A 25,189-nucleotide genomic window follows, 5' to 3' on the forward strand; every position below is an offset into this window, starting at 1 on the left:
GGATGGGCACTTTTTTGATTGATGTAGGGCTGCTCAATGCTAGAAATCCTATTGCAGAATCTCGGACTGTCAGGCTTCAGCCTCAAGGGCTTCGGCCCACTGTTGCTGGAAGGCTCCTGGATGACGGTCAAATTGTCCTTTCTGTCCTTGCTGGTCAGCGTTGGCCTGGGCCTGATCGGCGCCAGCGCCAAACTGTCAAACGTCAAACTGCTGCGGGTTCCGGCCCAGCTCTACACGACGCTGATTCGCGGCGTGCCGGACCTGGTGCTGATGCTGTTGATTTTCTACAGCCTGCAAACCTGGCTCACCAGCCTGACCGAAGCACTGGGCTGGGACTATATCGAAATCAACCCCTTTAGCGCCGGGGTCATTACCCTGGGCTTCATCTACGGGGCGTATTTCACCGAAACCTTCCGTGGCGCAATCCTTGCCGTACCGCGAGGGCAGATGGAAGCCGCTACCGCTTACGGCCTGACCCGCGCCCAGCGCTTCCGCTTCGTGGTGTTCCCGCAAATGATGCGTTTTGCCCTGCCGGGCATCAGTAATAACTGGATGGTGATCCTCAAGGCTACCGCGCTGGTGTCGATCATTGGCCTGGCCGACCTGGTCAAGGTGGCCCAGGACGCGGGCAAGAGCTCCTATCAGCTGTTCTTCTTCCTGGTGCTGGCTGCCTTGATCTATCTGGTGATAACCACCGTTTCGAACTACGTCTTGCGCCGGATGGAAATCTTCTACGCTGCTGGTGCCCGGGAGGCCGTGCGATGATCGAGCTACTGCAGGAATACTGGCGACCCTTCCTTTTCCAGGACGGCAGTCACATCACCGGGCTGGCCATGACGCTCTGGCTGCTCAGTGCCTCGATCTTCTTCGGCTTCGTGATGTCGATTCCGTTATCGATCGCCCGGGTCTCGACCAATGTCTGGGTGCGCTGGCCGGTGCAGTTCTACACCTACCTGTTCCGCGGTACGCCGCTGTATATCCAGTTGCTGATTTGCTACACCGGGATCTACAGCCTGGCCGCCGTGCGCGCTCAACCAGTCCTGGATGCGTTCTTTCGCGATGCGATGAACTGCACCATCCTGGCCTTCGCCCTGAACACCTGCGCCTACACCACGGAGATCTTCGCCGGGGCCATTCGCAGCATGAACCACGGTGAAGTCGAAGCGGCCAAGGCCTACGGCCTGACCGGCTGGAAGCTGTATGCCTACGTGATCATGCCGTCGGCCCTGCGTCGCTCGTTGCCGTACTACAGCAACGAAGTGATTCTGATGCTGCACTCGACCACCGTGGCGTTCACCGCGACCATCCCGGACATTCTGAAAGTCGCTCGGGACGCCAACTCGGCGACCTTCCTGACCTTCCAGTCGTTCGGCATTGCCGCGTTGATCTACCTGGCAGTCACCTTCTCCCTGGTCGGCCTGTTCCGCCTGGCTGAACGCCGTTGGTTGTCTTTCCTCGGCCCGGCTCACTAATTCAGGATGCTTGTTCATGTACAAACTGACCGTTGAAAACCTGCACAAAAGTTATGGCAACCATGAAGTCCTCAAGGGCGTTTCGCTCAATGCCAGGACCGGCGATGTAATCAGCCTGATTGGCGCCAGTGGGTCGGGCAAGAGCACTTTTCTGCGTTGCATCAACTTCCTGGAAACGCCCAATGACGGCGCCATGAGCCTGGACAGCCAGCCGATTCAAATGGTCCATGATCGCCACGGCATGCGCGTGGCCGACGCCAATGAACTGCAACACATCCGCACTCGCCTGGCGATGGTGTTCCAGCACTTCAACCTGTGGAGCCACATGACCGTGCTGGAAAACATCACCATGGCTCCACGTCGGGTGTTGGGCGTCAGCAAAAAGGATGCGGAGGATCGCGCCCGGCGCTACCTGGACAAGGTCGGTTTGCCGGCGCGGGTTGCCGATCAATACCCGGCGTTTCTCTCGGGTGGTCAGCAGCAACGGGTCGCCATCGCCCGGGCCCTGAGCATGGAACCGGAGATCATGCTGTTCGACGAGCCGACCTCGGCCCTCGACCCGGAGCTGGTGGGCGAAGTTCTCAAGGTGATCCAGGGGCTGGCCGAAGAAGGCCGCACCATGATCATGGTGACCCACGAAATGAGCTTTGCGCGCAAGGTGTCGAACCAGGTGCTGTTCCTGCACCAGGGGCGGGTCGAAGAGCAGGGTGCGCCTGAGGACGTATTGGGTAACCCAAAAAGTGAGCGCCTGCAGCAATTCCTCAGCGGCAACCTGAAGTAACCGGAGCGCCTTCGAGCGATGGCAGGGTCGCTCGAAGGCGCTGGTACAACCCTCAAAACGCCCTCGCTCAACCTGTCACCAAAGTCGACACATCCTTTGCGTTCCATCATTCTCGACGCCGTTCAACACTCATACCGCCACCGCCTGACTTAAACTTGAGGCGCCTGGGAATCCAGCACATATACGGCCCAACCCCATGACCAAGATGACAAAACCAGAAGATCTACCCGGTGCCTTCCAGGCGGCCTGGAACGGCCACGACATGGTTGCTCTCGGCAGCCTGTTTGATCCAGACGCGACGTTCGTCAATCGTTTCGGACACTATGTGCGGGGCATTGAGGCGATTGTGGCGCTGCACGTTCCCATTCACGAAACGATCTATCGCGACTCTACGCTCCAGAACGAACTGATCGATGTCACGCCGATCGCCGACGGGGTGGCCGTCGTACATTTCTGGAGTCGCCTGGCCGCTGGCGCCGCCCATCCGGCCGGACCACACCTGGTCGATACGTTGATTCTCGCGGTGCTGACGAAGCAGGGCGAAACCTGGCGCATCAGAGCGCTTGAGAACGTGACCCTCACCAACCCGCGGACCGGTGCGGCAATCCTGCGTGATTAGCGTAGCGGGGGTGGCACCCGGTCGGGCGCCTGTGCTGGTGGGTGACACGGCGAGCTGGCTGAGCGTCTTTAGCTGATATCATTCGGCAACTGTAAACCGAGTAGAAATCATGAATCGTCAAAAGAAACTAAAGCAGTTATTCAAGGCCAAGGCCAAAAAGGCGAGCGCCAAACTGGCACCGGTAAAAAAGAACAAATACATCAGTAAAGCCGACCGCTTGAAGCTGGCTGCCGAAGCCAGTGTCGACTCAGGCACTTCCTCTGAAAGCTGATCCCGATAGTTTGAGGCCCACCGGAAATTCCGGGTTTGATCGGGCTATGCAGTTCAATGGCAAGTGCCGCGAGGACGCGGCCTGACCATTCATTCACGCCGAAACTGCTTTGCGGTTCCGGCTCGCGTTTCCGCAACTGAGCAGGCATTAGCCGTAACGGTGCCTGCAGATCGGCCAATCAACGGGTTGTGCCTTGCAGGTCTTTGACCTGCTCCTCTCTGTGCCCACCGCTTCGCCCATTTCTGATCACTTTCTCCAACCCGTGCGCCAACAGCCACCACCGGCTGCGTTGGCACCTTCCCGATAATTTTTTCCGCCTCGTGTTGACAGCTCAATTCGTTCGATTCTAATCTGCATACAGCGCTGCACACATAGTGGCGCACATCGATGTAGATTTGTACCTTCCTGCCTACAAGAACGAAATATCGGAGAGGTCAAAATGGCTCGGTTCCTTCCTCGCACCATCCGCAACATGCTCGTTTGTGCATCCGCTATCGGCGCGCTGCTCACCCAGGTCCCGGCCCAGGCGGCTGACGTTTCACTGTGGAAAGACATACAGAAAGCCGGTGTCCTGCGCTGCGGGGCCGCGGTTGCCGCGCCTTACGTGATGCGCGATGCGCGTTCCGGCGAATACAGCGGCTACTTCGTGGACCTGTGCCGTGACTTTGGCGAGAGGGTGCTGAAGGTCAAAGTCGAGTTCGTCGACACCAACTGGGACAACCTCGTGGCGGGGTTGCAAGGGGGCAAGTGGGACATGGCCATGGCGCTCAACCAGACGCCTGAGCGCGCACTGGCGGTGAGTTTTTCGGTGCCGGCCACGGACTATCAGGTCTCGCTGCTGATCAACAAGGACAACCCGAAGCTGGCCAGTGCCGGCAACACCATCGGCGACTTCGACAAACCCGATGTGACCTTCGCCGTGATGTCCGGCACCGCTCAGGACAAGGCCATTTCGGCGGTGATCAAGCAGGGCAAGATCATGCGCCTGCCGGGGATGGATGAAGTGCGCATGGCCGTGATGTCCAAGCGTGCCGACGTGCTGGTCGATGCCAGCGACACCAACCACCTCTTCGCCGTGGCCAACCCTGGCTGGACCAAGGAAGTGCTGCCCAAACCGGCACTGGCCAAACAAGGCGTGGCGTTTGGTGTGCGCCGGGATGTGAGCGCTGCCGATTTGCAGACGCTGAACATCTACCTGGCCCAGCGCCGCGAGACCGGTGAAATCGACGCCTTGGTCGACAAGGCTTCGCAACTGGCCAACGCCGACAAAACCCCTCAGTAAATCCCGCCGATGGCGAGCGCGCAGCGGGCTGCGCGTTCCCGGAGAACGTCCGATGAAAGCTTCCAATCTGGCGGCGGTGCCGTCACGGCCTCTGCACGCCTGCGAAACGAAGAGCAGCGAGTTCATCCAGCTGCGCGATGTCTACAAGTCCTACGGCGAAAACCTGGTGGTCATGGATCACCTGGACCTGGATATGCGGGCCGACGATCGTCTGGTGATCATTGGTCCAAGCGGCAGCGGCAAAAGCTCGTTGCTGCGCGTCATGATGGGGCTTGAAAGCATTCAGGGCGGGACCATCCGCTTTCAGGGCAAGCCTTATATCGACGGCAATGCCCGGGGCAAAGGCAAGCCGATGGACTGCTCGCTGCAAACCCAGGTGGGCATGGTGTTCCAGCACTACACGCTGTTTCCGCACCTGTCGGTGTTGGGCAATCTGATTCTGGCGCCGATGAAGGTGCATGGCCTGTCCCGGACACAGGCCACCGAAAAGGCCCGGGCGTTGCTGGCGCGGCTCGGCCTGGAAAGCAAGCTCAACGTCTATCCCAGCCAGTTGTCCGGCGGCCAGAAGCAGCGCGTAGCGATCGCCCGGGCGCTGATGCTGGAACCCAAGCTGATGCTGTTCGACGAAGTCACCTCGGCGCTTGACCCCGAAATGGTCATCGAAGTGCAGAACGTCATGCTGCAACTGGCCGAACAGAAGATGGCGATGATCATCGTCACCCACGACATGCACTTCGCCCGCCATATCGCCACCCGCGTGGTGTTTTGCGCCAACGGCAAGGTGGTCGAGCAAGGCCATCCCGACCAGTTGTTCACTCAGCCCAGGGAACCGCGCACCCGCGAGTTCCTGGAAAAAGTGCTGCACCTGGATTGAGGAGCCTGATCATGAATTATCAATTCGATTTCAACTTTCTCCAGGGCAATGTCGGCCTGCTGTGGGACGGACTCAAGGTCACCCTGCAACTGGCGCTGGTGTCGAACATCGTCGGCCTGGTGCTCGGTTTCGGCCTGTGTCTGCTGACCTTGAGTCGCTGGTTTTTCCTGCGCTGGCCGGCGCAGATGTTCATCGAGTTCTTCCGTTGCACGCCGGTGCTGTTGCAGATCGTCTGGTTTTTCTATTGCGTGCCGATGCTGTTCAACGTGTTCATCGACCCCATCACCATGGGCGTGCTCGCCCTGGGGCTGAACCTCACCGCATTCAACGCCGAAGCCTATCGGGCCGGCGTGCAGGCGGTGCCCCATGAACACCTCGATGCCAGCGTGGCCCTGGGCCTGCGCCCCTGGCAACGCACGCTCTACGTGATTCTCCCGCAGGCGCTGCGCACGGCCATTCCGGTGTTGATGACCAATGGCATCTCGATTCTTCAGCAAAGTGCACTGGTGGCGATCGTCGCGGTGGGCGACCTGATGTACGTCGGCAAAAGCATCGCCACCGAAGCCTACCGCCCGCTGGAAACCTATTCGCTGATCGCGCTCATCTACTTCGCGCTGTCGTTGCCCATCGCTCAGTTCGTGCAATGGCTGGAACGCTGTCAGGACACCGCGCTCGCGCGCTGAGGAGGTCGTCATGAATCTTGATTTCACCGTGGTGTTTTCGTATTGGCAGGCCTTGCTGCAAGGGCTCGCGCTGACCCTGGTGTTCACCGTCGGGTGCGCAATCATGGGCAGCCTGTGCGGGTTTCTGCTGAGCCTGTTGCGGGCCTCGCGCCGTCGCTGGTTGAGCGTCCCGGCCGGCCTGTATGTGGAGTTGTTCCGCGGCACGCCACTGCTGATCCAGCTGTTCTGGGTGTTTTTCTGTTTTCCGGTGGTGTTCGGGATCGACATCGCGCCCTACGTGTCGGTGTTGCTGGCACTGACCCTGTACATGACCGCGATCACCAGCGAGACCTTTCGGGGCGCACTCAAATCGATACCCGGCGAACAGCATGACGCCTGCGTCGCACTGGGCCTGGCCTCATGGAACAAGACGGTGTTCGTGGTGTTCCCCCAGGCGTTGCTGCGAGGCATTCCGCCGCTGCTTTCCAACGTGGTTTCACTGTTCAAGGAAAGCGCGCTGATTTCCTCGGTGGGCATCGCCGACCTGATGTTCGTCGGCCAGAACATCTCCAACAGCACGGCCCGGCCGGTCGAGTTCCTCTCGGCGGTGGCGGTCATCTATTTCCTCGTAGCGTTCCCGTTGACCCGGCTGGTCGGCGTGGTCGAGACGCGGATGCTGCGTCGTTATGCGTACTAACCCCAACCCTCGTACTCAAATCCGTGGAGTGTCTGCAATGACTCAACTCAAAGGCATCCTGCCTGCTCTGGTCACACCGTTCGACAAGGCTGGCAACGTCAATTACGACATGCTGGGCAACATCATCGAGTTTCAACTCAAGGCGGGCGTCACCGGTTTCGTGCCGCTGGGTTCCACCGGTGAGTACTACGCACTGACCAATCAGGAGCGGCGGCAGATTCTGGCCACCGTGCGCGAAGTGGTGGGGGACCGTGGGGTGTTGATCGCCGGTGCCAACGGCGCCTGCACCCGCGAGGTGATCGAGCAGGTGAAGCAGACCCGCGACGCCGGCTACACCAACCTGCTGATCGCGCCGCCTTACTACGCACTGCCGTCCCAGGACGAGCTGATCGGTCACTACCAGGCCATTCTCGACGCTGCACCGGACATCAATGTGGTGCTGTACAACTACCCGGTGCGGACCAACGTCGAAGTCGGCTTTACCGTGCTGGACGCTTTCAAGGACAACGACCGCGTGATCGCGATCAAGGAAAGCAGCGGCAACCTGCTGCGTGCGATTGAGATCGGCAACACCTACAAGGACAACTATCAACTGTCGTGCGGTTCCGACGACCAGGCGCTGGACTTCTTCCTGTGGGGCGCCAGCAGCTGGATCTGTGGCCCGGCCAACTGCCTGACGCAGCAGGTCTGTGATTTTTACAGCAAATACACCAGTGGCGACCTGACCGGCGCCCAAGACATCGTGCGTTCGCTATTTCCGGTACTGGCGGACATGGAGTCGGGCAAGTTCATCCAGAAGGTCAAGTACGGCTGTGAGCTGGCAGGTTTCGATGCCGGCGCCGCGCGCATGCCGCTGCAACCGCTGACCAGCGACGAGAAGGCCGGTTTCCGCAAGGCTTTCGAAATGGCCCAGGGTTAATGGCACTGGCCGCATCGGTCGCCACGTCCGGCCGATGCGGCACGACGGAGTGAATGAGATGACCCGACACGTTTTCAACAGTATCGAAGGCCATACCGAAGGCATGCCCGTACGCATGGTGATCGCCGGAGCGCCGGCCCTCAAAGGCAGGACCATGAGCGAGCGACGGGAACACTTCATGGCCGATTTCGACTGGATTCGCCGTAGCCTGATGCTTGAACCGCGCGGTCACTCGCACATGTCGGGCACGATTTTCTACCCGCCGCTGCGTGCCGACAGCGACTTCAGCCTGTTGTTCATCGAGACGTCCGGCTGTTTGCCCATGTGCGGTCACGCCACGCTGGGCTCGATTACCTTTGCCCTGGAGACCGGTCTGATCGAACCGAAAGTCCCGGGCACGGTGGTGGTGGATGTGCCGGCGGGGCAGATCCATGCGACTTATGTACGCGACGGCGACAAGGTCAGCGCGGTGCGTTTCACCAACGTTCCATCGTTCTTGCTGCACCGTGATCTGCTTCTCGACTTCCCGCCCCTGGGGTTGCTGAAGGTCGACATTGCCTATGGCGGCAACTTCTACCCGATTGTCGAGGTGCAACCCAACTTTCCGGGCTGCGAACATTTCAGCCCACAGCAACTGCTGGAATGGGGCAGGGAGATGCAGGATCTGGTCAACCGGACAATTGACGTGGTTCATCCGGAAAACCCGGCCATCAGGGGCGTCAAGCACTGCATGTGGACCGGCGCGCCGTTGTCCGCACAATCCCAGGGCCGGGCCGTGGTGATTGCCGGGGCGAGCCTGATCGATCGTTCGCCCTGCGGCACCGGCAGTTCGGCCCGGGTCGCCCAGCGTTTTGCCCGTGGCTGGCTGGCTGAAGAGGGTGCCTATCGTCATGAAAGCCTGATCGGCAGTTTTTTCGTCGGCCGCGTGGCCCGGGCCCTGCAATTGGAAGACGGCACTGCCGCGATTCGCCCCAGCATTGAAGGAAGGGCATGGATCACCGGGCGTGCCGAGTTTATTGTCGACGACACCCAACCCTGGTGGGACGGCTTCAGTCTGGAAGATTATGCCGCTCCAGCCTCTGCTCAAGGGACTTCCCTATGACACCTGCACAGCCCGTTGCACAAGCACCCTTTCCCGCAGAGAAGGTTGTGGTGGTCGGCGGTGGCATCGTCGGCGTCTGTTGTGCCCTTTACCTGCAACGCGAAGGCTATGCCGTGACCCTGATCGACCCGGCCGCGGCGGGCGACAGCACCGCCAAATGGAGTTGCGGGCAAATGGCGGTCAGCGAAGTGATTCCGCTGTCCAAGCCCGGCATCCTGAAAAAAATCCCCGGCTGGCTGCTCGACCAGAAGGGACCGCTGGCGCTCAGGCCCGGCGCCTTGCCCGGTATCTTGCCGTGGTTCCTGCGCTTTCTGGCCTGTGCCCGCCATTCGAAGATTGTCGAGATCGCCGAAGACATGGCGACCCTGACGCATCAGGTCTACGAGGACTATGCGCCTTTGCTGGCGGCATGCCCGGACAAGACCCTGATGGGGCAACGGCCGATCATCGAGGTGTTCGATACACCGGCAGGCCTGGAACATGAGCGTGAGCATCTGGCGTTGCGCCAGGCACTGGGTTTCAAATCCGAAGTGCTGGACGCGGCGGCCATCTCGGATCTCGAACCGTCGTTGGCCGGCAGGTTCAGCCATGGCCTGCTGTTTTCAGACTGGCGCGCGGTCAGCGATACCAAAGGCTTTATTGCCGCATTGACGCAGAGCTTTCTCGATCAGGGCGGCGTCCGCGTGCGTGGCCAGGTCAAGCGCATCGATGAAGTGGCCGACCGTGCCAGTGGCGTCACCCTCGCCGATGGCCAACGCTATGCGGCCGATCAGGTGGTGATCGCCGCTGGCACGGGCTCGCGACAGTTTTTCGAGCAGATCGGTGCGCAGGTGCCGCTGGCCGGCATCGCCGGATATCAGGTGTTGTTGCCCAGCCCCGGCGTGGAGATTCGCCATTCGGTGATTTATGCCGATGGCGGGTTCTGCTTCAGCCCGATGTCCCGTGGTTTGCAGATTGGCGGCACCATCGAATTCGCCGGCCCGAACGCCGAGCCGAATTTCAAGCGCGCCGACATCATTCTCGAGAAAGCCCGAAAAATTCTTCCCCGGTTGCAACTGGACCAGGTCGAGTACGGCGTCGGCTATCGCCCGTTTCTGCCCGACACCAAGCCGGTCATCGATCGCAGCAGCCGGCTGTCGAACGTGTTCCTGGCGTTCGGCCACGGCCAGCTCGGCCTGACGCTGGGTGCAACCACCGGACGACTCATCACTGACCTGGTTGTCGGGCGAAAACCCGCCCAGGACCTGACCCCTTTCAGCGCCCAGCGCTTTGCCCTTGTTGGAGGCCATGCATGAAATCCTTTGACCAGCTCTATATCGACGGCCAGTGGGTTCGCCCCAAAAATGGCGGCACCTTGGACACGATCGATCCGAGCGATGAGTCGGTGATCACTCAAGTCGCGGCGGCCACCGCAGAAGACATCGACCTGGCCGTCAGCGCCGCACGCCGGGCATTTGATGACGGTCCCTGGCCACAAATGACCGGGACCGAGCGTGCGACGATTTTGCGGGCCATCGCCAACGGCATTCGCCAGCGCCAGGACGAACTGGCCGGGCTTGAGGTGCGCGACAACGGCAAGCCGTTGCCCGAAGCCCAGTGGGACATTGCCGATACCGCGGGCTGCTTTGACTTTTATGCTGATCTGGCCGAAGGCCTGGACGGTCGTCGTGAGCAGCACATTGCGCTGGCCGATGAGCGCTTCACTTCCATGGCGCGCAAGGAGCCGGTGGGCGTTGCCGGGGCGATCATTCCCTGGAACTTCCCGATGCTGATGGCCGCCTGGAAAGTTGCACCGGCACTGGCCGCTGGCTGCTGCATGGTGCTCAAGCCGTCGGAACTCACGCCGCTGACCGCCCTGGTTCTGGCGGACATCGCCCATCAGGCCGGTTTGCCTGCCGGTGTACTCAACGTGGTCACCGGCCTCGGCCCGGATGCCGGCGCCCCCCTGAGCGAGCATCCCGGTATCGACAAACTGGCCTTTACCGGCAGCGTGCCAACCGGAACGCGGATCATGCAGGCCGCCGCCCGCGACATCAAAAACATCAGCCTGGAACTGGGGGGCAAGTCGCCGTTCATCATCTTCGACGACAGCGATATCGAAGCCGCAGTCGAATGGATCATGTTCGGCATTTTCTGGAACCAGGGGCAGGTGTGTTCGGCGACTTCAAGGGTGCTGGTCCAGCGCGAACTTTACGAACCGCTGCTCAAGCGTCTGGTGGAGCAGACCCGGCGCGTGAGCATCGGCAACGGTATGGATGACGGTGTGCTGCTTGGCCCGTTGGTCAGTCGTGGCCAGTACGACAAGGTCCTGGCGGCCATCGCCCGTGGCCGGGAGGAGGGCGCGACGCTGCTCACCGGCGGCACGCGTCCGGCCCATTACGCGAAAGGCTACTTCCTGACACCGGCGATTTTTGCCGACGTGCCGCAGGACAGCTGGATCTGGAAAGAAGAAATCTTCGGCCCGGTGGTGTGTGTACGCCCCTTCGATGACGAAGCCGATGCCGTGCGCAGCGCCAACGACTCGCGCTTCGGCCTCGCGGCTGCGGTGATGTCCCGGGACAGTGCCCGTGCCGAACGTGTCGCCCGCCGGCTGCGCGCGGGCATCGTCTGGGTCAATTGCTCCCAACCGACCTTCACCGAGGCCCCTTGGGGCGGCTACAAGCAAAGCGGTATCGGGCGTGAGCTGGGTGAGTGGGGCCTTAACAATTACCTGGAAACCAAGCAGATCACCCGTTATGACAGCGAGCAGCCCTGGGGCTGGTACATCAAGTAAAGGACCCGGACATGCGCTGGAAAAAGACGCTGCAAATGGCTGATGTGCATTGTGAAGGCGAGATCGGCAAGGTCATCACCGGCGGAGTCATCGATATCCCCGGCAAGACCCTGCTCGACAAGATGAACTACATCAACGACGTCGACGACAGCCTGCGGCGCCTGGTGATGCTGGAGCCGCGCGGTTGCCTGCAGATGTCGGTGAACCTGCTGTTGCCGCCGACCCGGCCCGAAGCCCAGGCCGGGTTCATCGTGCTGCAGGCGGACAAGGCTCACCCCATGTCCGGCAGCAACTGTATTTGTGTGGTCACCGCCTTGCTGGAATTGGGGATGCTGGAGATGGTCGAGCCCGTGACCACGGTGGTGCTGGACACCCCGGCGGGCCTGGTGACCGCCCGTGCCCACTGCGCGGACGGGCGCTGTCAGAGCGTTTCGCTGGACATGGTGCCTTCCTTTGTCGAGCAACTGGATGTGCCGATCGAGACCGCGGATTTTGGTGTGATCAAGGCCGACATTGCCTTCGGTGGTGTCTATTACGCGCTGGTGGACGTTGACCAGATCGGCCTCACGATTGCCCCCGAGAACGCCCGTGAACTGGCTACTCAAGGCGTGCGTCTCAAAGGCCTGATCAATCAGCAGGTCAAGGTGCGCCACCCGTTGTTCAAGGCACTCGACGACGTGGCTTATGTGATGTTCCGCCATCGCGTGGACTCGCATACCTACCAGACCTGTACCACGCTGCCGCCGGGGCGGGTCGACCGCTCGCCCTGCGGCACGGGCAGTTCGGCGAACCTGGCGACCCTGAGCGCCCGCAACCTGGTCGAAGTGGGGGATACACTCACCTCGCGTTCGACCATTGGCGGCGAATTTCAGGTCGAGCTGCTGGGGCTGACGAACGTGGGCGGAAAACCGGCGGTGTTGCCCAGAGTCACCGGGCGGGCGTGGATCTATGGGCTGCACCAGATCGGCGTCGATCCGGACGACCCGTTGGCGGCCGGTTTTATGCTGAGTGATACCTGGGGTGAGGGTTTCTAACTCTCCCCTGGCAAATGTTAAAGTGGCGGGCTGGCCGGATGACTGGCCTGCATTGTCGAGAGCATGACCCTATGAGCAAAGAAACGACTGAAGCGACCAGTGGTGCCAAACGCCATGGCGGTCGCTACATCTACGAAGAATTGCGCAAGCAGATCCTGACGCTGAAGCTCAAGCCGGGCGTGCCGCTGGACGAAGTGTCCCTGGCCGCCCAGTTCGGTCTGTCCCGCTCGCCAGTGCGTGATGCGCTTGCCCGTCTGATCAGCGAAGGCCTGGTCACCATCCTGCCGAACCGCACGCTGTTGGTGACCCCCTTCGAAATCGAAGAATTCCCCAACTATATTTCCGCCCTGGACCTGATCCAGCGCGCGGTGACCCGCCTCGCGGCGCAGCACCGTACCGATGAAGACCTGGTGCGTATCCGTGCCGCCGACGCGGCCTATCTGGACGCCGTCAGTGCCGGGGATTTCCAGGCAATGTCCGAAACCAACAAGGCATTGCACATGGCGATTGCCGAGGCCGGAAAGAATCCGTACTTCATCAGTTACTACGAGAAGCTGTTGGGCGAAGGTCAGCGCCTGCTGCACCTGCACTTCGACTACATCGTCAGCACGGCCACCAGCTCAACCTCTCTCGGCCGCGACCACGACGAAATCGTCGACGCCATAGAGGCGCGTGATCCTGACGAAGCAGAGAAGGCCGCGCACGAACATACGATGCTGTTCCGACGACGCTTCCTGGCGTACCTGCAACAGAACCTGACCGAGAAGATGTCGGTGGGTTGAGATCAACGGGAAGGGCTATTTGATCTGCACAATGACCGGCCCTTCTGTCACGATCGGCGGGTTCGCCCGGATATTCGAGGCGTTTTTCTGAATCCAGTCACGCGCGACTTTCAGGCTTGCATCGGTGCTGGCCTTGTCCGTGCAAACGGTCACCGCGGTACCGCCATCACCGGTATTGAGCAATGTGTAGCTGACGAGGCCCGGCACTGTCCGCAGGGCCGCTTCGACGTCGGCACTGCGCGCTTCCAAAAGCTCGAAAAGCTGCTTTGCTCCCGTACCCAGGTAGGTTCTTATCACCGCATACATAGTGGTCTCCCGGGGCTACTGCGTTGACGCCAATCCAGATCCGCTCGTAGCCGCTGTCACTCAAGATTGAGTTCGTCCTGATGTATTGAGCTTAGCCAAACGCCGGTGACGAGCGAAATACGACGACCATCGGCCAGTTTGAGCCATTGCAGACGGTCAGATTGCACGCAGATTGTTCGGTGCCGTCGCCCTAGCGACGATAGTAGCGGTGATCCTCCTCGTAACGGTGCCGCATGGCCCGGTCCTCCTGTCGCTCCCACTCACGACGGCGTTCAGCTTCCCGACGGGCTTGCTCTCTGCGCCAATTTTCTCTGCGCCATTCGTCTCGGCGCCAATCTTCTCTATGATCGTACCAACGGCCGTCATGCCAGTATCGGTCGTCGTCATGGGCAAGCAATGGCCCCGGCGGGTTGCCGGCCATACTGGCCAAGGTCGGCCAAGGGTTGCCTGCGACCTGGACAGGTGCCTGAACGGCGGCGACTTCAGGTGCGAAAACAGGGGTAGAGGTCTTGATCTGTGTGGCGGATGCCGAGCTCACTGCCGCGAACGCGAACAGGCCGAAGAGCACCCTCCGTGGGACATGGAATTTCATGAGCGAAGACAACCTCTGATGGGCAATAGGGCAGGGGGCCATCTGGCTGCGGGAAGCCTGCGAGGGGGCGTGCTTGCCGAGCGGATGTGCCTATCCACATAGACCGATAAACAGGGAAAAGTTCTAGAGACCCGTTGCTAAATAGCCAACAGTTTCAACTGTGGGGGGTTAAAAAAGGGGACTGGTTGCGACGGCTGTTGCAGCAGGAACTTCAGGGCATTGGCCTGGTCAATAGCGGCCCTGTACCGGAAATGCCCGGCAGCGCTTTGGTCTTTTTACGGCAGTGCCGTCCGAGTTCAGTCGAGTCCGCCCCCTGATGCCAACCAAGAGTTTTCTGCCGGGCTTCATTCTGGTGTTCTGCGCCGTCGCGTCGTTTTGTTCTGTGGCTGCCGAGCGAAGAGTGCCCGCGCAAAGCAACAGCGCCTCAACCACCCTGATCGAAACAGCCTCGCGGCAGTATGGAAATGGCCAGCTGGACCAGGCCGCCGCGACGCTGGAGCGTGCCCTGCATATCCAGCCGAACAATCCCGCGACGCTGCATTACCTCGGTGTGTTACGCCTTCAGCAGGGGCAGTACCAGCAGGCTGAAACCCTGGCGGCGCGCTCGAACATGCGGGTTGGTCGCAACATTGAGTTGCGCAACCGCAACTTCCAATTGATCCAGGCGGCGCAGCAGGCCCAGTCTTCAAGTCCCCCACCCAATGCCAAAGAGAACCAGGTCGCCATACAGAAGGGGCTTGAAGGGGAGGTCCAAAGGCGCCGCGAAGCCGAAATGGCGATGATTGAGCAATCCACTCCTGACACGGGGCGCGATGCTGCCAACGTCGCTGGTGCAGAGGCGGTTCGGTTTTCGGATGCACCGACGGCTGGAACATTGCAAATGGCTAATGTCGAGCCAGAGCGTGCTGACACCGACGTTGAGATTCCCCGAGGCCATATGCCGCCCCCAGGCAAATGCCGAATTTGGTTTCCCGATCGTCCGCCGGGACATCAGCCCCGACCCGGTAAATGCAAGAAGCTGCGGTATCGGGTTCCCGCAGGGGCTTACCTGGTGCACGGTTGAATTTCTGAGTGCCCTGTTTGGCGTCGAGATGCTGGGGCAGAGTCGGGACCATGGGGTACAGACACTGGCACTCTGTGGTGCCGGGTTGATGCTCGCGGTGTTGGCCTGGCGACACATGCGGCGCAGGGAGCAACCGTTACTGGCGCTGGACGTTTTGGCCATCCGTACCTTCAGCGTCTGCCTGTGTGGCGGGTCGATTTTTCGGATCGCCATCAGCACCTTGCCGTTTCTGCTGCCGCTGATGTTTCAACTGGCCTTCGGTCTTTCCGCGCTGGATTCGGGGCTGCTGGTATTGGCTGTCTTCGCCGGCAACCTGGCCATGAAACCGTTCACCACGCGGGTGATGGAACGATGGGGATTTCGCCCCGTACTGCTGATCAACGGCTTACTCGGCGTACTGGCGATAGCGGCCTGTGCGTTGCTGAATGAGCGCATGAGTTGGGCGCTGGTGCTGTTCATTCTGTTCGTCGGTGGCCTGTCACGATCCATGCAGTTCACCGCGTTCAACACCTTGGGTTTTGCCGATGTGCCCAAGGCGCAGATGAGCGATGCATCGTCCTTGTTCAGCATGTTTTTCCAACTGAGCATGGCGATGGGGGTGGCAACGGGGGCGTTGCTGCTACGGCTGTCCATGAGCATTCATGGCCATGCCGAACAGGCGCAGACGGTGGACTTTCAGCTGACGTTTCTGTGCGTGGCCGTGATTGCGGCGATTGCGTTGCTGGACAACCTGCGATTGCCACCGAAGGCCGGCGAGTCCGTGTTGCAGCGAGCCTAGCGGGGGAGGGCCTCTCCAGGCGCAGATAGCCTCCCGGCAAAGGGGAGGCTGTCTCGATACGGTGCCTGCGACGTCAGAAGTCGAAGAACACGGTTTCCGCTTCACCTTGAACGTGAATGTCGAACCGGTAGGCCAACTTCCCGTCAACCGTGCAGCGCCTGGCGATCAGGGATTCGCGCCGATGGGGTTGTTCGATCAGATTCAACACGGGGTCCACGGCATTCGCCTGGGGTTCATCGTCGAAATACAGTCGGGTCTGCAAGTGGATGTTGATGCCCCGGGCAAACAACGACACGTTGACATGCGCGGCCATGGCAACGCCCGCGGCGTTTTTCACCACGCCCGGCTTCACCGTGTTGATCGTCCATTCGCCGACATCGGTGGTCGCGGTGCGGCCAAAACAGTTGAACGGTTTGTCCAGGTCGTAGCCACTGTCGTAGACGCCATCGTGATTGGCTTGCCAGAACTCCAGAAACGCGTCGCGAATCAAGTGGCCGTTGCCGTCATACACGTGGCCCAGCAACACAATGTGCTCACCAGGCGCGCCAGGCTTGGCCATCTGGTTCCAGATTTCCTGTTCGCGCGGCGGATTGCCGGCAGCTTCCAGTGCCAGGCCGATATGCACATAGGGGCCGGCTGTTTGCGACGGGGTTTCAGGCAGAAGTTGAACGGGCATGCGCAGGCCTCCTCAGCAGTTTTCGAAGTGGGTCTTGCGCTGGCCGCGCAGGACGATGTCAAAACGATAAGCCAGGCAATCCATCGGATTGGCCATGCTCATATCCAGTCTGGCGATCAGGCTTTGCACCGCGTCCTGGTTCGAGATCGACTTGACGATCGGGCACATGGGGATCAGCGGATCACCTTCGAAATACAGCTGGGTAATCAAGCGTGTCGCAATGGACGGGCCACTGATGGAGACATGGATATGGGCCGGGCGCCAATCGTTGGGGCCGTTGCGCCAAGGGTAAGGACCGGGTTTGACCGTACGGAAGCTGTAGTTGCCATCGCGGTCGGTCAGTGCGCGGCCGACACCGCCGAAATTCGGGTCGAGCGGGGCCAGGTAGCTGTCTTTCTTGTGCCGGTATCGGCCACCGGCGTTGGCCTGCCACATCTCCACCAGGGTATGGGGAATCGGCTTGCCGTGTTGATCACACACGCGACCGGCGACAATGATGCGTTCGCCGATCGGCAGGCCACCGTGATTGAAGTTCAACAGCAGATCGTTATCGTGCTGACCCATCTTCAGGTGGGAAAAGTCCGGGCCGCTGGTTTCGGACAGGGATTGGGGAATGCTCACCAATGCCTGGCGCGGGGAGCGCAGGATCGACGTCTTGTAGTCAGGGGTCAGGGCTTTTGGATGCCAGTTACGGTCACGAATGACGAAGCGGCTGTCGTGCGCATCAGACATGTCGTTTTTCCTGTTGTTATGGTTGAACGGAGGCGGGCACTGCGTTGGCAGCGACACGTGACCCCAGTTTCCTCCTGTGCGACCGGATGCAAAATTGAAAAAAACGACCCTATCCATATCCAGATGGTTATGGATATTGTCCTTCGCGATACTCTTGCCCGATCTCGCGCAGGGCTTCCACGCACCACTGCGCCGCTGGCGTCACCGGCAATGCAGGATTGCTGCACACCCCCACCGAACCGCCGGGTTCGCGCATCCCCAGGTCCAGCTCCACCAACTCACCTTGCCTCAAGTCCTGCCTGACAGCGTCATAGGGCGCCACCCAGATGGCCTGACTGCATTGCACGTAGCGCCGACTCAGGGCGATCGACAGGGTTTCCAGGCGTTGGCGTGATGGCGTGATCCCGTGCTGCACAAACAGGCTGTCGGCGAATTTGCGGATCGTCGTCCCCGCCGACGGCAAGACCAGCGGATAGTTCTCGAGGTTTTTATGCCCCTGCGGATCGCTGAGGGCCGGGTGGCCAGCGCGCACCACCAGGGTCATCGACTCGCTGTAGAGGTGCTCGAACGTCAGGCCGGAGATCAACGGGCTATCGGTCATCCGACCGACCACCAGGTCCAGTTCGCCGACCCGCAGTTGCGACAACAGATAAGCGCTGGGCCCGGTCATGACACTGACCACCAAAGCGGGATGTCGATCGTGCAGGCGGCGAACCACTTCAGGAACCAGCAGACTTTCGACGGTGGACAGCACACCAAGTTGCACGGTAACCGGTTCATGCACACCGGAGCGCAGACTGTTGACCCCTTCGCGCAGCGATTGCACGCTCGGCCCGGCGTAGCGCAGGAAGGCGGCACCGGCCTCGGTCAGCGTCGAACCCTTTTTGCCCCGTTCAAACAGGGTGGCCTCCAGCAGGGTTTCCAGTTCCTTGAGGGTCTTGGAAAGCGCCGGCTGGCTGATCGCCAACTTGTCGGCGGCACGTGCCAGGCTGCCCTGGCGCGCCACTTCGAGAAAGCACACCAGATGACGGAATTTGATTCGGGTATCGATATTCAATCAGGTGTTCTGCCTTGGTGGTGTGGCAAGCACTCTTGCGGGTGCCTGCTGCTGATTATGGGGCGGTTATCGGTCGACGTGGCCGACCAGGAGCGCGGCTCGAGCCGCGATCAGACAAGCTTATTTCAAAATGAATCGCTTAAACCAAGGGTACGTCAATCAAGCGTGTGTCATGACCGGCCGCGTCACGCCTCCTCACCCGGCTCAAACATCGGCAAGCGCTGCAGCATCCAGTTGAGCAGCTCTTGGGCGGGGGCGGCCAGGGGACGGCCGGACTTGACCAGCAGTTTCGCCTCGACGCCGAGAAAGATCGGGTGGTCGATGGGGACGGCCGCCAGGCTGCCCTGGGCGATTTCCCGATAGGCCGCGAACTCTCCCAGCAATGAAGCGAAATCCCCGGCAGCGATCAGGCGCTTGAGGGCTGCCAGGGAGTTGCTGACCAGCGCCGGGCGGATCTCGATTTTCTCCGCATACTCGAGCATTTTTATCGCATGGCCGATGCCGAAGGTGGTGGGCGTCAAGACCAGTTGGCAGGCGAGCAGGTCTTCGACGGTGGCCGCACGACCGTTCAAGGCCAGTGGATGATCCGGGCGCACCAGTAGCATGACGGGCTGCGATGAGGTTGCACGAAAGTCGATCTGCGCGTGCAGCGGCGGATTATAGGCAAGGCCGATATGCGCACGGTTTTCTGCCACTTCGTTCATCACGTCATCGACGGGAAGGATGTCCAGGGTGACATCCAGTTTCGGGTACTGCTTGCAGAACGGCGCGAGCACGTTGTCGACCAGGGCATCGACATAGCCCTCACTGATCACCACACGCACATGACCTTGCTGCAGGCCCTTGATCGCTTGTAACTGGTCTTCGAGCTTTTCCTGGTGCGATCGGTACCCGCGCCAGAACTCCAGCAAGTGCGCGGCGGCCTCGGTCGGCTGGACACCGCGCGCCTGACGTTCGAAAAGCCTCGCCCCTAACTCCTCTTCCAGCAACTTGATCTGCCGGGTGATCACCGAGGGGGAGGTGTTGATGCTGTCTGCGGCGCCTCGAATCGAGCCGTGGACGAGCACCTCATGAAAATACCGAAGCCGTTGTTGATTGATCTCGCGCATGTCGGGCATCCCTGAAAGCTGCGTTGCCTATAGAGCAACGGTACGCGAACTTAGTTGCTCTTGCTGGGTTTTTGTCGTCGGGGCACCATCCTTTGGCACCCCCACCGGCCAACAAGAATAAATCGGAGACCTCTATGTCAGCCTTTGTACCGACGGCACGAAGTGACGCCCTGTCTGCCCTTTACCGCAAGCTCAATGGGCGGCTGCTGCCGCTGCTGTTCATTTGCTATGTCTTCGCCTATCTGGACCGCATCAACGTCGGTTTTGCCAAACTGCAGATGCAAAGTGATCTCGGGCTTTCCGACGCGGCTTATGGCGCAGGGGCCGGTATCTTTTTTCTGGGGTACGTGTTGTTTGAACTGCCCAGCAACCTGATGCTTCCCCGGGTGGGGGCGCGCAAGACGTTCAGTCGCATTCTGGTGTTGTGGGGCATAACCTCCGCCTGCATGCTCTTTGTCCGCGACGTGCCGACGTTCTACCTGATGCGTTTTCTGCTGGGTGTATTCGAAGCCGGTTTCGCGCCGGGGATGATCTATTACCTGTCTTGCTGGTACGGTCCGACACGCATGGCCCGCGCCATTGCCATCGTGTTCATCGCCGGGCCCATTGGCGGCATAGTCGGTGGTCCGCTTTCCGCCTGGCTGATGACCACGCTTTCCGGCATCGGCGGTTTGGCCGGGTGGCAGTGGATGTTTCTGATTGAAGGTCTTCCCTGCGTGTTCCTCGGTATCCTGACCTTCTTTGTCCTGTCCAATCGGCCCTCGGACGCCCATTGGCTGAGTGCTGAAGAAAAGCAACTGCTGGAGGCAGAGGTGGGTACATCAGCGGGACAAACCCATTCGTTCAGGGCCGTTTTGCGCGACCCGAAAACCTACGTCCTGGCCTCGGCTTACTTCTGCATCATTTTCTCGATCTACGCCATGAGCTTCTGGTTGCCGGCCATCCTCAGGGCTCAGGGTGTTGATGACACGCTGCAATTGGGTTGGTATTCCTCTATTCCGTATGTCGGGGCCGCAATCGGCATGTACCTGATAGGGCGCCGATCCGACCGCGTCGGTGAAAGGCGCTACCACTGTGCAGTGCCCGCGGGCATCGGGGCGGTTCTGCTGCTGGCGTTTCCGTTTGCAGAAGGGCACTGGTGGGTATCGCTGGGGCTGCTGACCGGGGCCACCACCACGATTTTCATGGCTTACACCGTGTTCTGGGCCATGCCCTCCGAACACATCAAGGGCGAAGCCGCGGCGGGCGGTATCGCCTTCATCAATACCATCGGTCTTTGCGGTGGCTTCTGGGGGCCTGCGGTCATTGGGTGGGCGAAAACGGCCACCGGTAACATGAACCTGGGCATCGTCGCCGTTGGCTGTGCATCACTTTGCGCGGCAATGGTCATCACTCGCAGCCGATCGCTATCGGGTGAACACGCTGCACCTCAATACAGCTCTGTGTGATCAGATACCGGCAACTTCAACTGAATCGTCGTGTTCCGCAAGGAACCTTGCAATGGAGATAACTTAGATGCTTTTACACCTGTCGACCTGGGCCGAAATCGGCGAATTCCTGCAACGCAGTCGGACCATCGTTGTCCCGATCGGTTCGAATGAACAACACGGTCCTACGGGCCTTTTGGGTACCGACTGGATGTGCCCGGAAATCATTGCCCACGAAGCCCAGAAATCAGCAGACATCCTGATTGCTCCGACTTTCAACATTGGCATGGCCCAACACCACCTGGGTTTTCCGGGAACCATTTCGCTACGTCCCTCAACCTTCATCGCCGCCATTGGCGACTGGGTGCGGTCGCTGGCTGCGCACGGGTTCGAGAAAATCCTGTTCCTCAATGGTCACGGCGGTAATGTCGCCTCGATTGAAGCAGCGTTCTCGGAGCTCTACGCCGAGGCGAGCTTCGCCCGACGTCCGGCGGGGTTTGCGCTGAAGCTGTGCAACTGGTGGGACCTCGAAGGCATTGGCGAGCTGGCGCGAGAGCAGTTCCCAGCGGGCCATGGTGTGCATGCCACTCCGTCCGAAATTGCCGTGACCCAATGGGCGTACCCGGACTCGATCAAGTCGGCCGGGTATTCGCCCCAGATCGCCGCGTGGGGCCCCATCCGCGAAGCACAAGACTTCCGTGCGCGCCATCCGGATGGTCGCATGGGGTCGGACCCGGCTCAGGCAACGCCGGAGAAAGGTCATGCATTGGTGATGATGGCGGCCAAGGGCCTGGTGCAGGAACTGGACGCCTTCAGTCGGGAATCGACACCCCACGGCAACGGCTGAGACACGTCATCGAGGCCAGCTCATTGGGGTCAATGGCTGGCCGATTGAAAGCTTTGGGAAAAACTGGCGCGACGATGAGGCGCCTGCAAGGTCGCAGGGCACGACCTTCATTTATATGTAGGACAACAATACAACAAGCGCCCGGCGAACGAGGTCAGAAAAACTTGATCTCGTAGCCGAATCGCGAGGCGGCTGCGACGATATGCTGCCCCATGATCTGCCGCGCCGCCGCCGCATTCCTTTCGCTGAAAGCCTGCACCAGGTCTTCATGTTCCCCGCGTGCCGCATGCGGAATATTGCTGAACACCGGGCCTCGCCGCGCGAAGGTCATGCTGATCAGTGCGCGCATCGGCTCGAGCACCGTGCGGATCATTGTCTCGAGATAATCGTTGCCCGACGCGGCGGCCACGGCGCGATGAAAGTCGAGGTCAGCGTTGACGGTTTCCAGCGTCGGTTCGCCTTCGTATTGCATTCTCAGGACCGCTGCCTGTATGGCTTTGAGTTTGTGCGGCGTCATGTGCGTCGCCGCCAGCGCAGCGGCCTGGCTTTCCAGTACGGCCCGCACTTCGAACATGTTGCGGATCGTATTGTCGCCGTCCAGCAAGGGCGCACTCGCGCGCGCTGGGGACGGTTCCGGCGAGGGGGGCGCGGCAGCGACGAACACGCCCACTCCCTGGCGGGACTGGATCAGTCCCTGGGCCCGAAGCGTCGCGATGCCTTCGCGAACGACGTTCCGGCTGACGCCGAAATTTTGCGAGAGAAACTGTTCGGTCGGCAGGCGGTCACCCGGCCGCAGTCGTCCGGAGGTTATCTCATCGCTCAACGAGCGGGCGATGTGCTCGGCCAGATGAGGTCGCCGGGCCACGGGTTGCACATTCATTTCACTCATGCGGATTCATCCCTCTCACTTGTCTACTTAATCTACATCAGAAGACTTGTTCCTGACAGTCATAACTGAATTTCATTGTCGACATCAATAAAATAAGTCAATAAAAACAATAGTTTAATGATGATTTAGATCAAGGTCTGCCATGGGTCAGTAGTTGTTCAGTTGAGGAACAACAGGATGTCTTGTACGTTGTCCTCAACCTGGCACGGGCGAAATCCGAAAGTCGCCGCGCCACCGTTGCAACCTGCTTGAGGCGCCGTCTTATGAAAATTGCCAGTATTGAAACCATTCCGTTGCGGATTCCCTTCACCACAGGAGGGCGGTCGGCCGGCGGGGTATGGGGGCCGAAAGACCTGCAGATGGTCGACTCCCTCGTGGTCAAGATCACCACAGATGACGGTATTGTCGGCTGGGGCGAAACCTTCGGCTTCACCGCGATACCGGCGGTGAAAGTGGTGATCGACACGATCCTCGCCCCCGAATTGATCGGCAGCGACGTCACGCGGCGCGAGAAATTGCAGGGCGATCTGCAGAAGAAATTTCACGTCTTCGGTCGCAGCGGCGCGTTCATCTTCGGCCTGTCGGCGATTGATATCGCGCTGTGGGATATCGCTGGCAAAGCGGCCGGCAGACCGATCTACCAACTGCTTGGCGGCAGTGAAGCCACTTCGCTGGCGGCCTATGCAAGCCTGATCCGCTACGCCGACCCCGAACTCATCCGCGTCAACGTGCAACGCGCGGTCAACAGCGGTTTCCGCCACCTCAAGCTGCATGAGGTTGATGTCGAGGTCATCCGCGCCGCGTGTGAAGCCGCGGGCCCCGGCGTGGAAATCACCCTCGACGTCAATGCCCCTTGGACGGTGCGCGAAGCGCTGGATATGACCGAGAAGCTTCGCCCGTTGAACCTGCGCTGGATCGAAGAGCCGGTATGGCCACCGGAAAACTATTCGGGGCTGGCGACGGTGCGCAAGCAGGGCGGCATTCCCGTTGCAGCCGGCGAAAACGCCTCGACCTTGATGGACTTCCAGCACCTGCTTGAAGCCGGTGCGGTCGATTTCATTCAACCCAGTCCGGCAAAAATGGGTGGCATCACCGAGCTGCAAAAAGTCTATGCACTGGCCAACGCCCACAACGTCACCGTGATGGTTCACGCCTTTTATGACGGCCCCGGCCTGCTGGCTGCCGTGCATGGCAGTGCCGCCCTGGGGGGTGCGAAGTCCCTGGTCGAATGGCGTTACTTCGATCTCGAAGCGCAGCTCTATGGCGACGCGATCATTCCGCGTAATGGGCGCATCGACGTACCGCAAGGGCCGGGACTCGGTCTCGAGCCGGACCAGGACGTCATCCGCGACTACCGCTTCAAACCCTGACCGCCCAAGCCGCCCGGCCTTTGCCGGGTGATTGCCGCCGACGCAACAACCGTCGGCCGCGATCGGCGATGGCGACATTCTTGATAAAAATAAATACGAGGATTGCGGACATGTTAGACAGAATCGTAGGACCCATCTTGCCCGTCGCCTTTGTGATCGCGCTGGGCTATATCGCCGGCAAGCGCGGACGGCTTACCCATTCGGACAGCCTGCTGATCAGCCGCCTGGTACTCGGCTGGATATTCCCGGCGCTGCTGTTTGTCGGGATGGCGAGCACGCCACGTGAACAGCTCCTCGACTTCAAGTTCGTCGCGGCCACGTTTATCGGCATCATGGGCATGTACACGATTGCGCTGGCGATCGGCTGGTTCACCACGCGCAATCTCAAGGTCGCGACGCTCAAGGGCTTCGTGAATGGTTATCCGGACGCGGCCTTCATGGGTATTCCCATCCTCGCCACGATGTACGGCGCCGGCAGCATTTATTCGGTGCTCGTGCTGAACCTGGTCGCGAGCCTGGTGATGATCCCGCTGACGACCATGTTGCTCACCATCGCCGATGGAAAGGGCAGTGGAACCCAGGCGTTCGTGTCGAGCCTGTCGGGAGCGGTGCGCCGTCCGCTGATGTGGGCACCGGCCCTGGGCATTCTGATTTCGCTGCTGCAGGTCAAGATGCCGCCGATTGCCGCGGAGTCCCTCACGCTTCTGGGCAAGGCGACGCCTGGCGTATCCCTGCTGTGCCTGGGATTGATCATGTCATCCGAGAAACTGAAGATGTCGGGTGAAGTCTGGGGCAACCTCGGGCTCAAGCTGTTCATTCACCCGGTATTGATGTTCGCCGCCACTGTCGTACTGGGCACGCACGGGCTTTACGCACAACAGATGATCCTGCTTTGCGCGCTTCCGTCGGCGACCATCCCGGCGATGTTCGCCAACCAGACCGGCGCCTATCAGAGTGAGGCCGCGACCTCCATTCTGGTCAGCACCGTGTTGTCGATCGTGACGTTCTCGGCGGCGATCTACCTGATTGATGGAGGGCTGGCGGCAGCCTGATGGAGGACTCGGCGGATGGCGTG

The 25,189-nt window shown here is 60.5% G+C and carries 26 protein-coding genes and 1 pseudogene; 21 read left to right on the top strand and 6 right to left on the bottom strand.

The window, feature by feature from the left end; all coding sequences use genetic code 11:
* Positions 1-36: 36 nt before the first annotated feature.
* From ACGJAX_RS17545 to ACGJAX_RS17615, 15 genes are all read left to right on the top strand, one after another.
* Entirely contained in the window at positions 37-765 is a 729-nt protein-coding gene (locus ACGJAX_RS17545; RefSeq protein WP_390955514.1) for an ABC transporter permease, read from the top strand.
* Entirely contained in the window at positions 762-1,472 is a 711-nt protein-coding gene (locus tag ACGJAX_RS17550) for an ABC transporter permease (RefSeq protein WP_090319936.1), read from the top strand. The genes ACGJAX_RS17545 and ACGJAX_RS17550 overlap by 4 nt, the downstream gene beginning before the upstream one ends.
* A 16-nt stretch (positions 1,473-1,488) precedes the next feature.
* Positions 1,489-2,253, top strand: coding sequence for an ATP-binding cassette domain-containing protein (locus ACGJAX_RS17555; RefSeq protein ID WP_390955516.1), 765 nt, complete (start codon positions 1,489-1,491; stop codon positions 2,251-2,253).
* A gap of 196 nt (positions 2,254-2,449) precedes the next feature.
* Positions 2,450-2,872 carry an SgcJ/EcaC family oxidoreductase gene (locus tag ACGJAX_RS17560; protein WP_390955517.1) on the top strand — a complete coding sequence of 141 codons (423 nt, stop codon included), beginning with the start codon at positions 2,450-2,452 and terminating at the stop codon, positions 2,870-2,872.
* 109 nt (positions 2,873-2,981) lie between these two features.
* The gene (locus ACGJAX_RS17565) at positions 2,982-3,143 is read left to right on the top strand and encodes a DUF2986 domain-containing protein (RefSeq protein WP_248916377.1); all 162 of its coding nucleotides are present in this window, start codon (positions 2,982-2,984) and stop codon (positions 3,141-3,143) included.
* Between the two features lie 439 nt (positions 3,144-3,582).
* Positions 3,583-4,425, top strand: a complete 843-nt coding sequence (locus ACGJAX_RS17570; RefSeq protein WP_090319943.1) for a transporter substrate-binding domain-containing protein — start codon at positions 3,583-3,585, stop codon at positions 4,423-4,425.
* A 52-nt stretch (positions 4,426-4,477) separates the two neighbouring features.
* Positions 4,478-5,299: an amino acid ABC transporter ATP-binding protein gene (locus ACGJAX_RS17575; RefSeq protein WP_047530349.1), complete on the top strand. Its 822-nt coding sequence runs from the start codon at positions 4,478-4,480 to the stop codon at positions 5,297-5,299.
* A gap of 11 nt (positions 5,300-5,310) precedes the next feature.
* Positions 5,311-5,982, top strand: coding sequence for an ABC transporter permease subunit (locus ACGJAX_RS17580; RefSeq protein WP_390955518.1), 672 nt, complete (start codon positions 5,311-5,313; stop codon positions 5,980-5,982).
* Between the two features lie 10 nt (positions 5,983-5,992).
* Positions 5,993-6,658 (top strand): amino acid ABC transporter permease, encoded by a 666-nt coding sequence (locus ACGJAX_RS17585; protein ID WP_090319948.1) that lies wholly within the window; start codon positions 5,993-5,995, stop codon positions 6,656-6,658.
* A 37-nt stretch (positions 6,659-6,695) separates the two neighbouring features.
* A complete protein-coding gene (locus ACGJAX_RS17590; protein WP_390955519.1) occupies positions 6,696-7,577 on the top strand; it encodes a dihydrodipicolinate synthase family protein in 882 nt (293 codons plus the stop codon).
* Between the two features lie 58 nt (positions 7,578-7,635).
* A complete protein-coding gene (locus ACGJAX_RS17595) occupies positions 7,636-8,679 on the top strand; it encodes a 4-hydroxyproline epimerase (RefSeq protein ID WP_390955520.1) in 1,044 nt (347 codons plus the stop codon).
* Positions 8,676-9,974, top strand: coding sequence for an FAD-dependent oxidoreductase (locus tag ACGJAX_RS17600; protein ID WP_390955521.1), 1,299 nt, complete (start codon positions 8,676-8,678; stop codon positions 9,972-9,974). Before ACGJAX_RS17595 ends, ACGJAX_RS17600 begins: the two co-directional genes overlap by 4 nt.
* The gene (locus ACGJAX_RS17605; protein ID WP_390955522.1) at positions 9,971-11,452 is read left to right on the top strand and encodes an aldehyde dehydrogenase family protein; all 1,482 of its coding nucleotides are present in this window, start codon (positions 9,971-9,973) and stop codon (positions 11,450-11,452) included. Before ACGJAX_RS17600 ends, ACGJAX_RS17605 begins: the two co-directional genes overlap by 4 nt.
* 11 nt (positions 11,453-11,463) lie before the next feature.
* Positions 11,464-12,486 carry a proline racemase family protein gene (locus ACGJAX_RS17610; RefSeq protein WP_390955523.1) on the top strand — a complete coding sequence of 341 codons (1,023 nt, stop codon included), beginning with the start codon at positions 11,464-11,466 and terminating at the stop codon, positions 12,484-12,486.
* A gap of 71 nt (positions 12,487-12,557) precedes the next feature.
* Positions 12,558-13,268 (top strand): GntR family transcriptional regulator, encoded by a 711-nt coding sequence (locus tag ACGJAX_RS17615; protein WP_090319966.1) that lies wholly within the window; start codon positions 12,558-12,560, stop codon positions 13,266-13,268.
* Positions 13,269-13,283: 15 nt separating this feature from the next.
* Here the strand turns inward: ACGJAX_RS17615 and ACGJAX_RS17620 are convergent, their stop codons facing one another.
* Positions 13,284-13,574 (bottom strand): hypothetical protein, encoded by a 291-nt coding sequence (locus tag ACGJAX_RS17620; protein ID WP_247255025.1) that lies wholly within the window; start codon positions 13,572-13,574, stop codon positions 13,284-13,286.
* A gap of 908 nt (positions 13,575-14,482) precedes the next feature.
* On the opposite strand from ACGJAX_RS17620, the gene ACGJAX_RS17625 reads away from it, so the two are divergent.
* Positions 14,483-15,229: a tetratricopeptide repeat protein gene (locus ACGJAX_RS17625; protein ID WP_390955524.1), complete on the top strand. Its 747-nt coding sequence runs from the start codon at positions 14,483-14,485 to the stop codon at positions 15,227-15,229.
* A gap of 13 nt (positions 15,230-15,242) precedes the next feature.
* Positions 15,243-16,007, top strand: a pseudogene (locus tag ACGJAX_RS17630) (MFS transporter); the annotation flags it as partial.
* A 73-nt stretch (positions 16,008-16,080) separates the two neighbouring features.
* Here the strand turns inward: ACGJAX_RS17630 and pcaG are convergent.
* From pcaG to ACGJAX_RS17650, 4 genes are all read right to left on the bottom strand, one after another.
* Entirely contained in the window at positions 16,081-16,683 is a 603-nt protein-coding gene (gene pcaG / locus ACGJAX_RS17635; RefSeq protein ID WP_390955525.1) for a protocatechuate 3,4-dioxygenase subunit alpha, read from the bottom strand.
* 12 nt (positions 16,684-16,695) lie between these two features.
* On the bottom strand, positions 16,696-17,415 hold the full coding sequence (gene pcaH / locus ACGJAX_RS17640; RefSeq protein WP_247255023.1) for a protocatechuate 3,4-dioxygenase subunit beta: 720 nt from the start codon (positions 17,413-17,415) through the stop codon (positions 16,696-16,698).
* Positions 17,416-17,542: 127 nt separating this feature from the next.
* On the bottom strand, positions 17,543-18,472 hold the full coding sequence (gene pcaQ, locus ACGJAX_RS17645; RefSeq protein WP_390955526.1) for a pca operon transcription factor PcaQ: 930 nt from the start codon (positions 18,470-18,472) through the stop codon (positions 17,543-17,545).
* Between the two features lie 185 nt (positions 18,473-18,657).
* The gene (locus ACGJAX_RS17650) at positions 18,658-19,581 is read right to left on the bottom strand and encodes a LysR family transcriptional regulator (RefSeq protein ID WP_390955527.1); all 924 of its coding nucleotides are present in this window, start codon (positions 19,579-19,581) and stop codon (positions 18,658-18,660) included.
* Between the two features lie 134 nt (positions 19,582-19,715).
* Here ACGJAX_RS17650 and ACGJAX_RS17655 point away from each other — a divergent pair, with 134 nt between their 5' ends.
* Positions 19,716-21,029, top strand: a complete 1,314-nt coding sequence (locus ACGJAX_RS17655) for an MFS transporter (RefSeq protein ID WP_390955528.1) — start codon at positions 19,716-19,718, stop codon at positions 21,027-21,029.
* A gap of 67 nt (positions 21,030-21,096) precedes the next feature.
* Positions 21,097-21,855 carry a creatininase family protein gene (locus tag ACGJAX_RS17660; RefSeq protein ID WP_390955529.1) on the top strand — a complete coding sequence of 253 codons (759 nt, stop codon included), beginning with the start codon at positions 21,097-21,099 and terminating at the stop codon, positions 21,853-21,855.
* Between the two features lie 154 nt (positions 21,856-22,009).
* Here ACGJAX_RS17660 and ACGJAX_RS17665 read toward each other — a convergent pair whose 3' ends face one another.
* Entirely contained in the window at positions 22,010-22,744 is a 735-nt protein-coding gene (locus tag ACGJAX_RS17665) for an FCD domain-containing protein (protein ID WP_390955530.1), read from the bottom strand.
* Between the two features lie 263 nt (positions 22,745-23,007).
* On the opposite strand from ACGJAX_RS17665, the gene ACGJAX_RS17670 reads away from it, so the two are divergent.
* Positions 23,008-24,114 carry a mandelate racemase/muconate lactonizing enzyme family protein gene (locus ACGJAX_RS17670; protein WP_247255012.1) on the top strand — a complete coding sequence of 369 codons (1,107 nt, stop codon included), beginning with the start codon at positions 23,008-23,010 and terminating at the stop codon, positions 24,112-24,114.
* A gap of 137 nt (positions 24,115-24,251) precedes the next feature.
* A complete protein-coding gene (locus ACGJAX_RS17675) occupies positions 24,252-25,166 on the top strand; it encodes an AEC family transporter (RefSeq protein ID WP_390955531.1) in 915 nt (304 codons plus the stop codon).
* Positions 25,167-25,189: the final 23 nt, after the last annotated feature.

Source organism: Pseudomonas moorei (assembly GCF_042846945.1).
Classification (GTDB): domain Bacteria; phylum Pseudomonadota; class Gammaproteobacteria; order Pseudomonadales; family Pseudomonadaceae; genus Aquipseudomonas; species Aquipseudomonas moorei.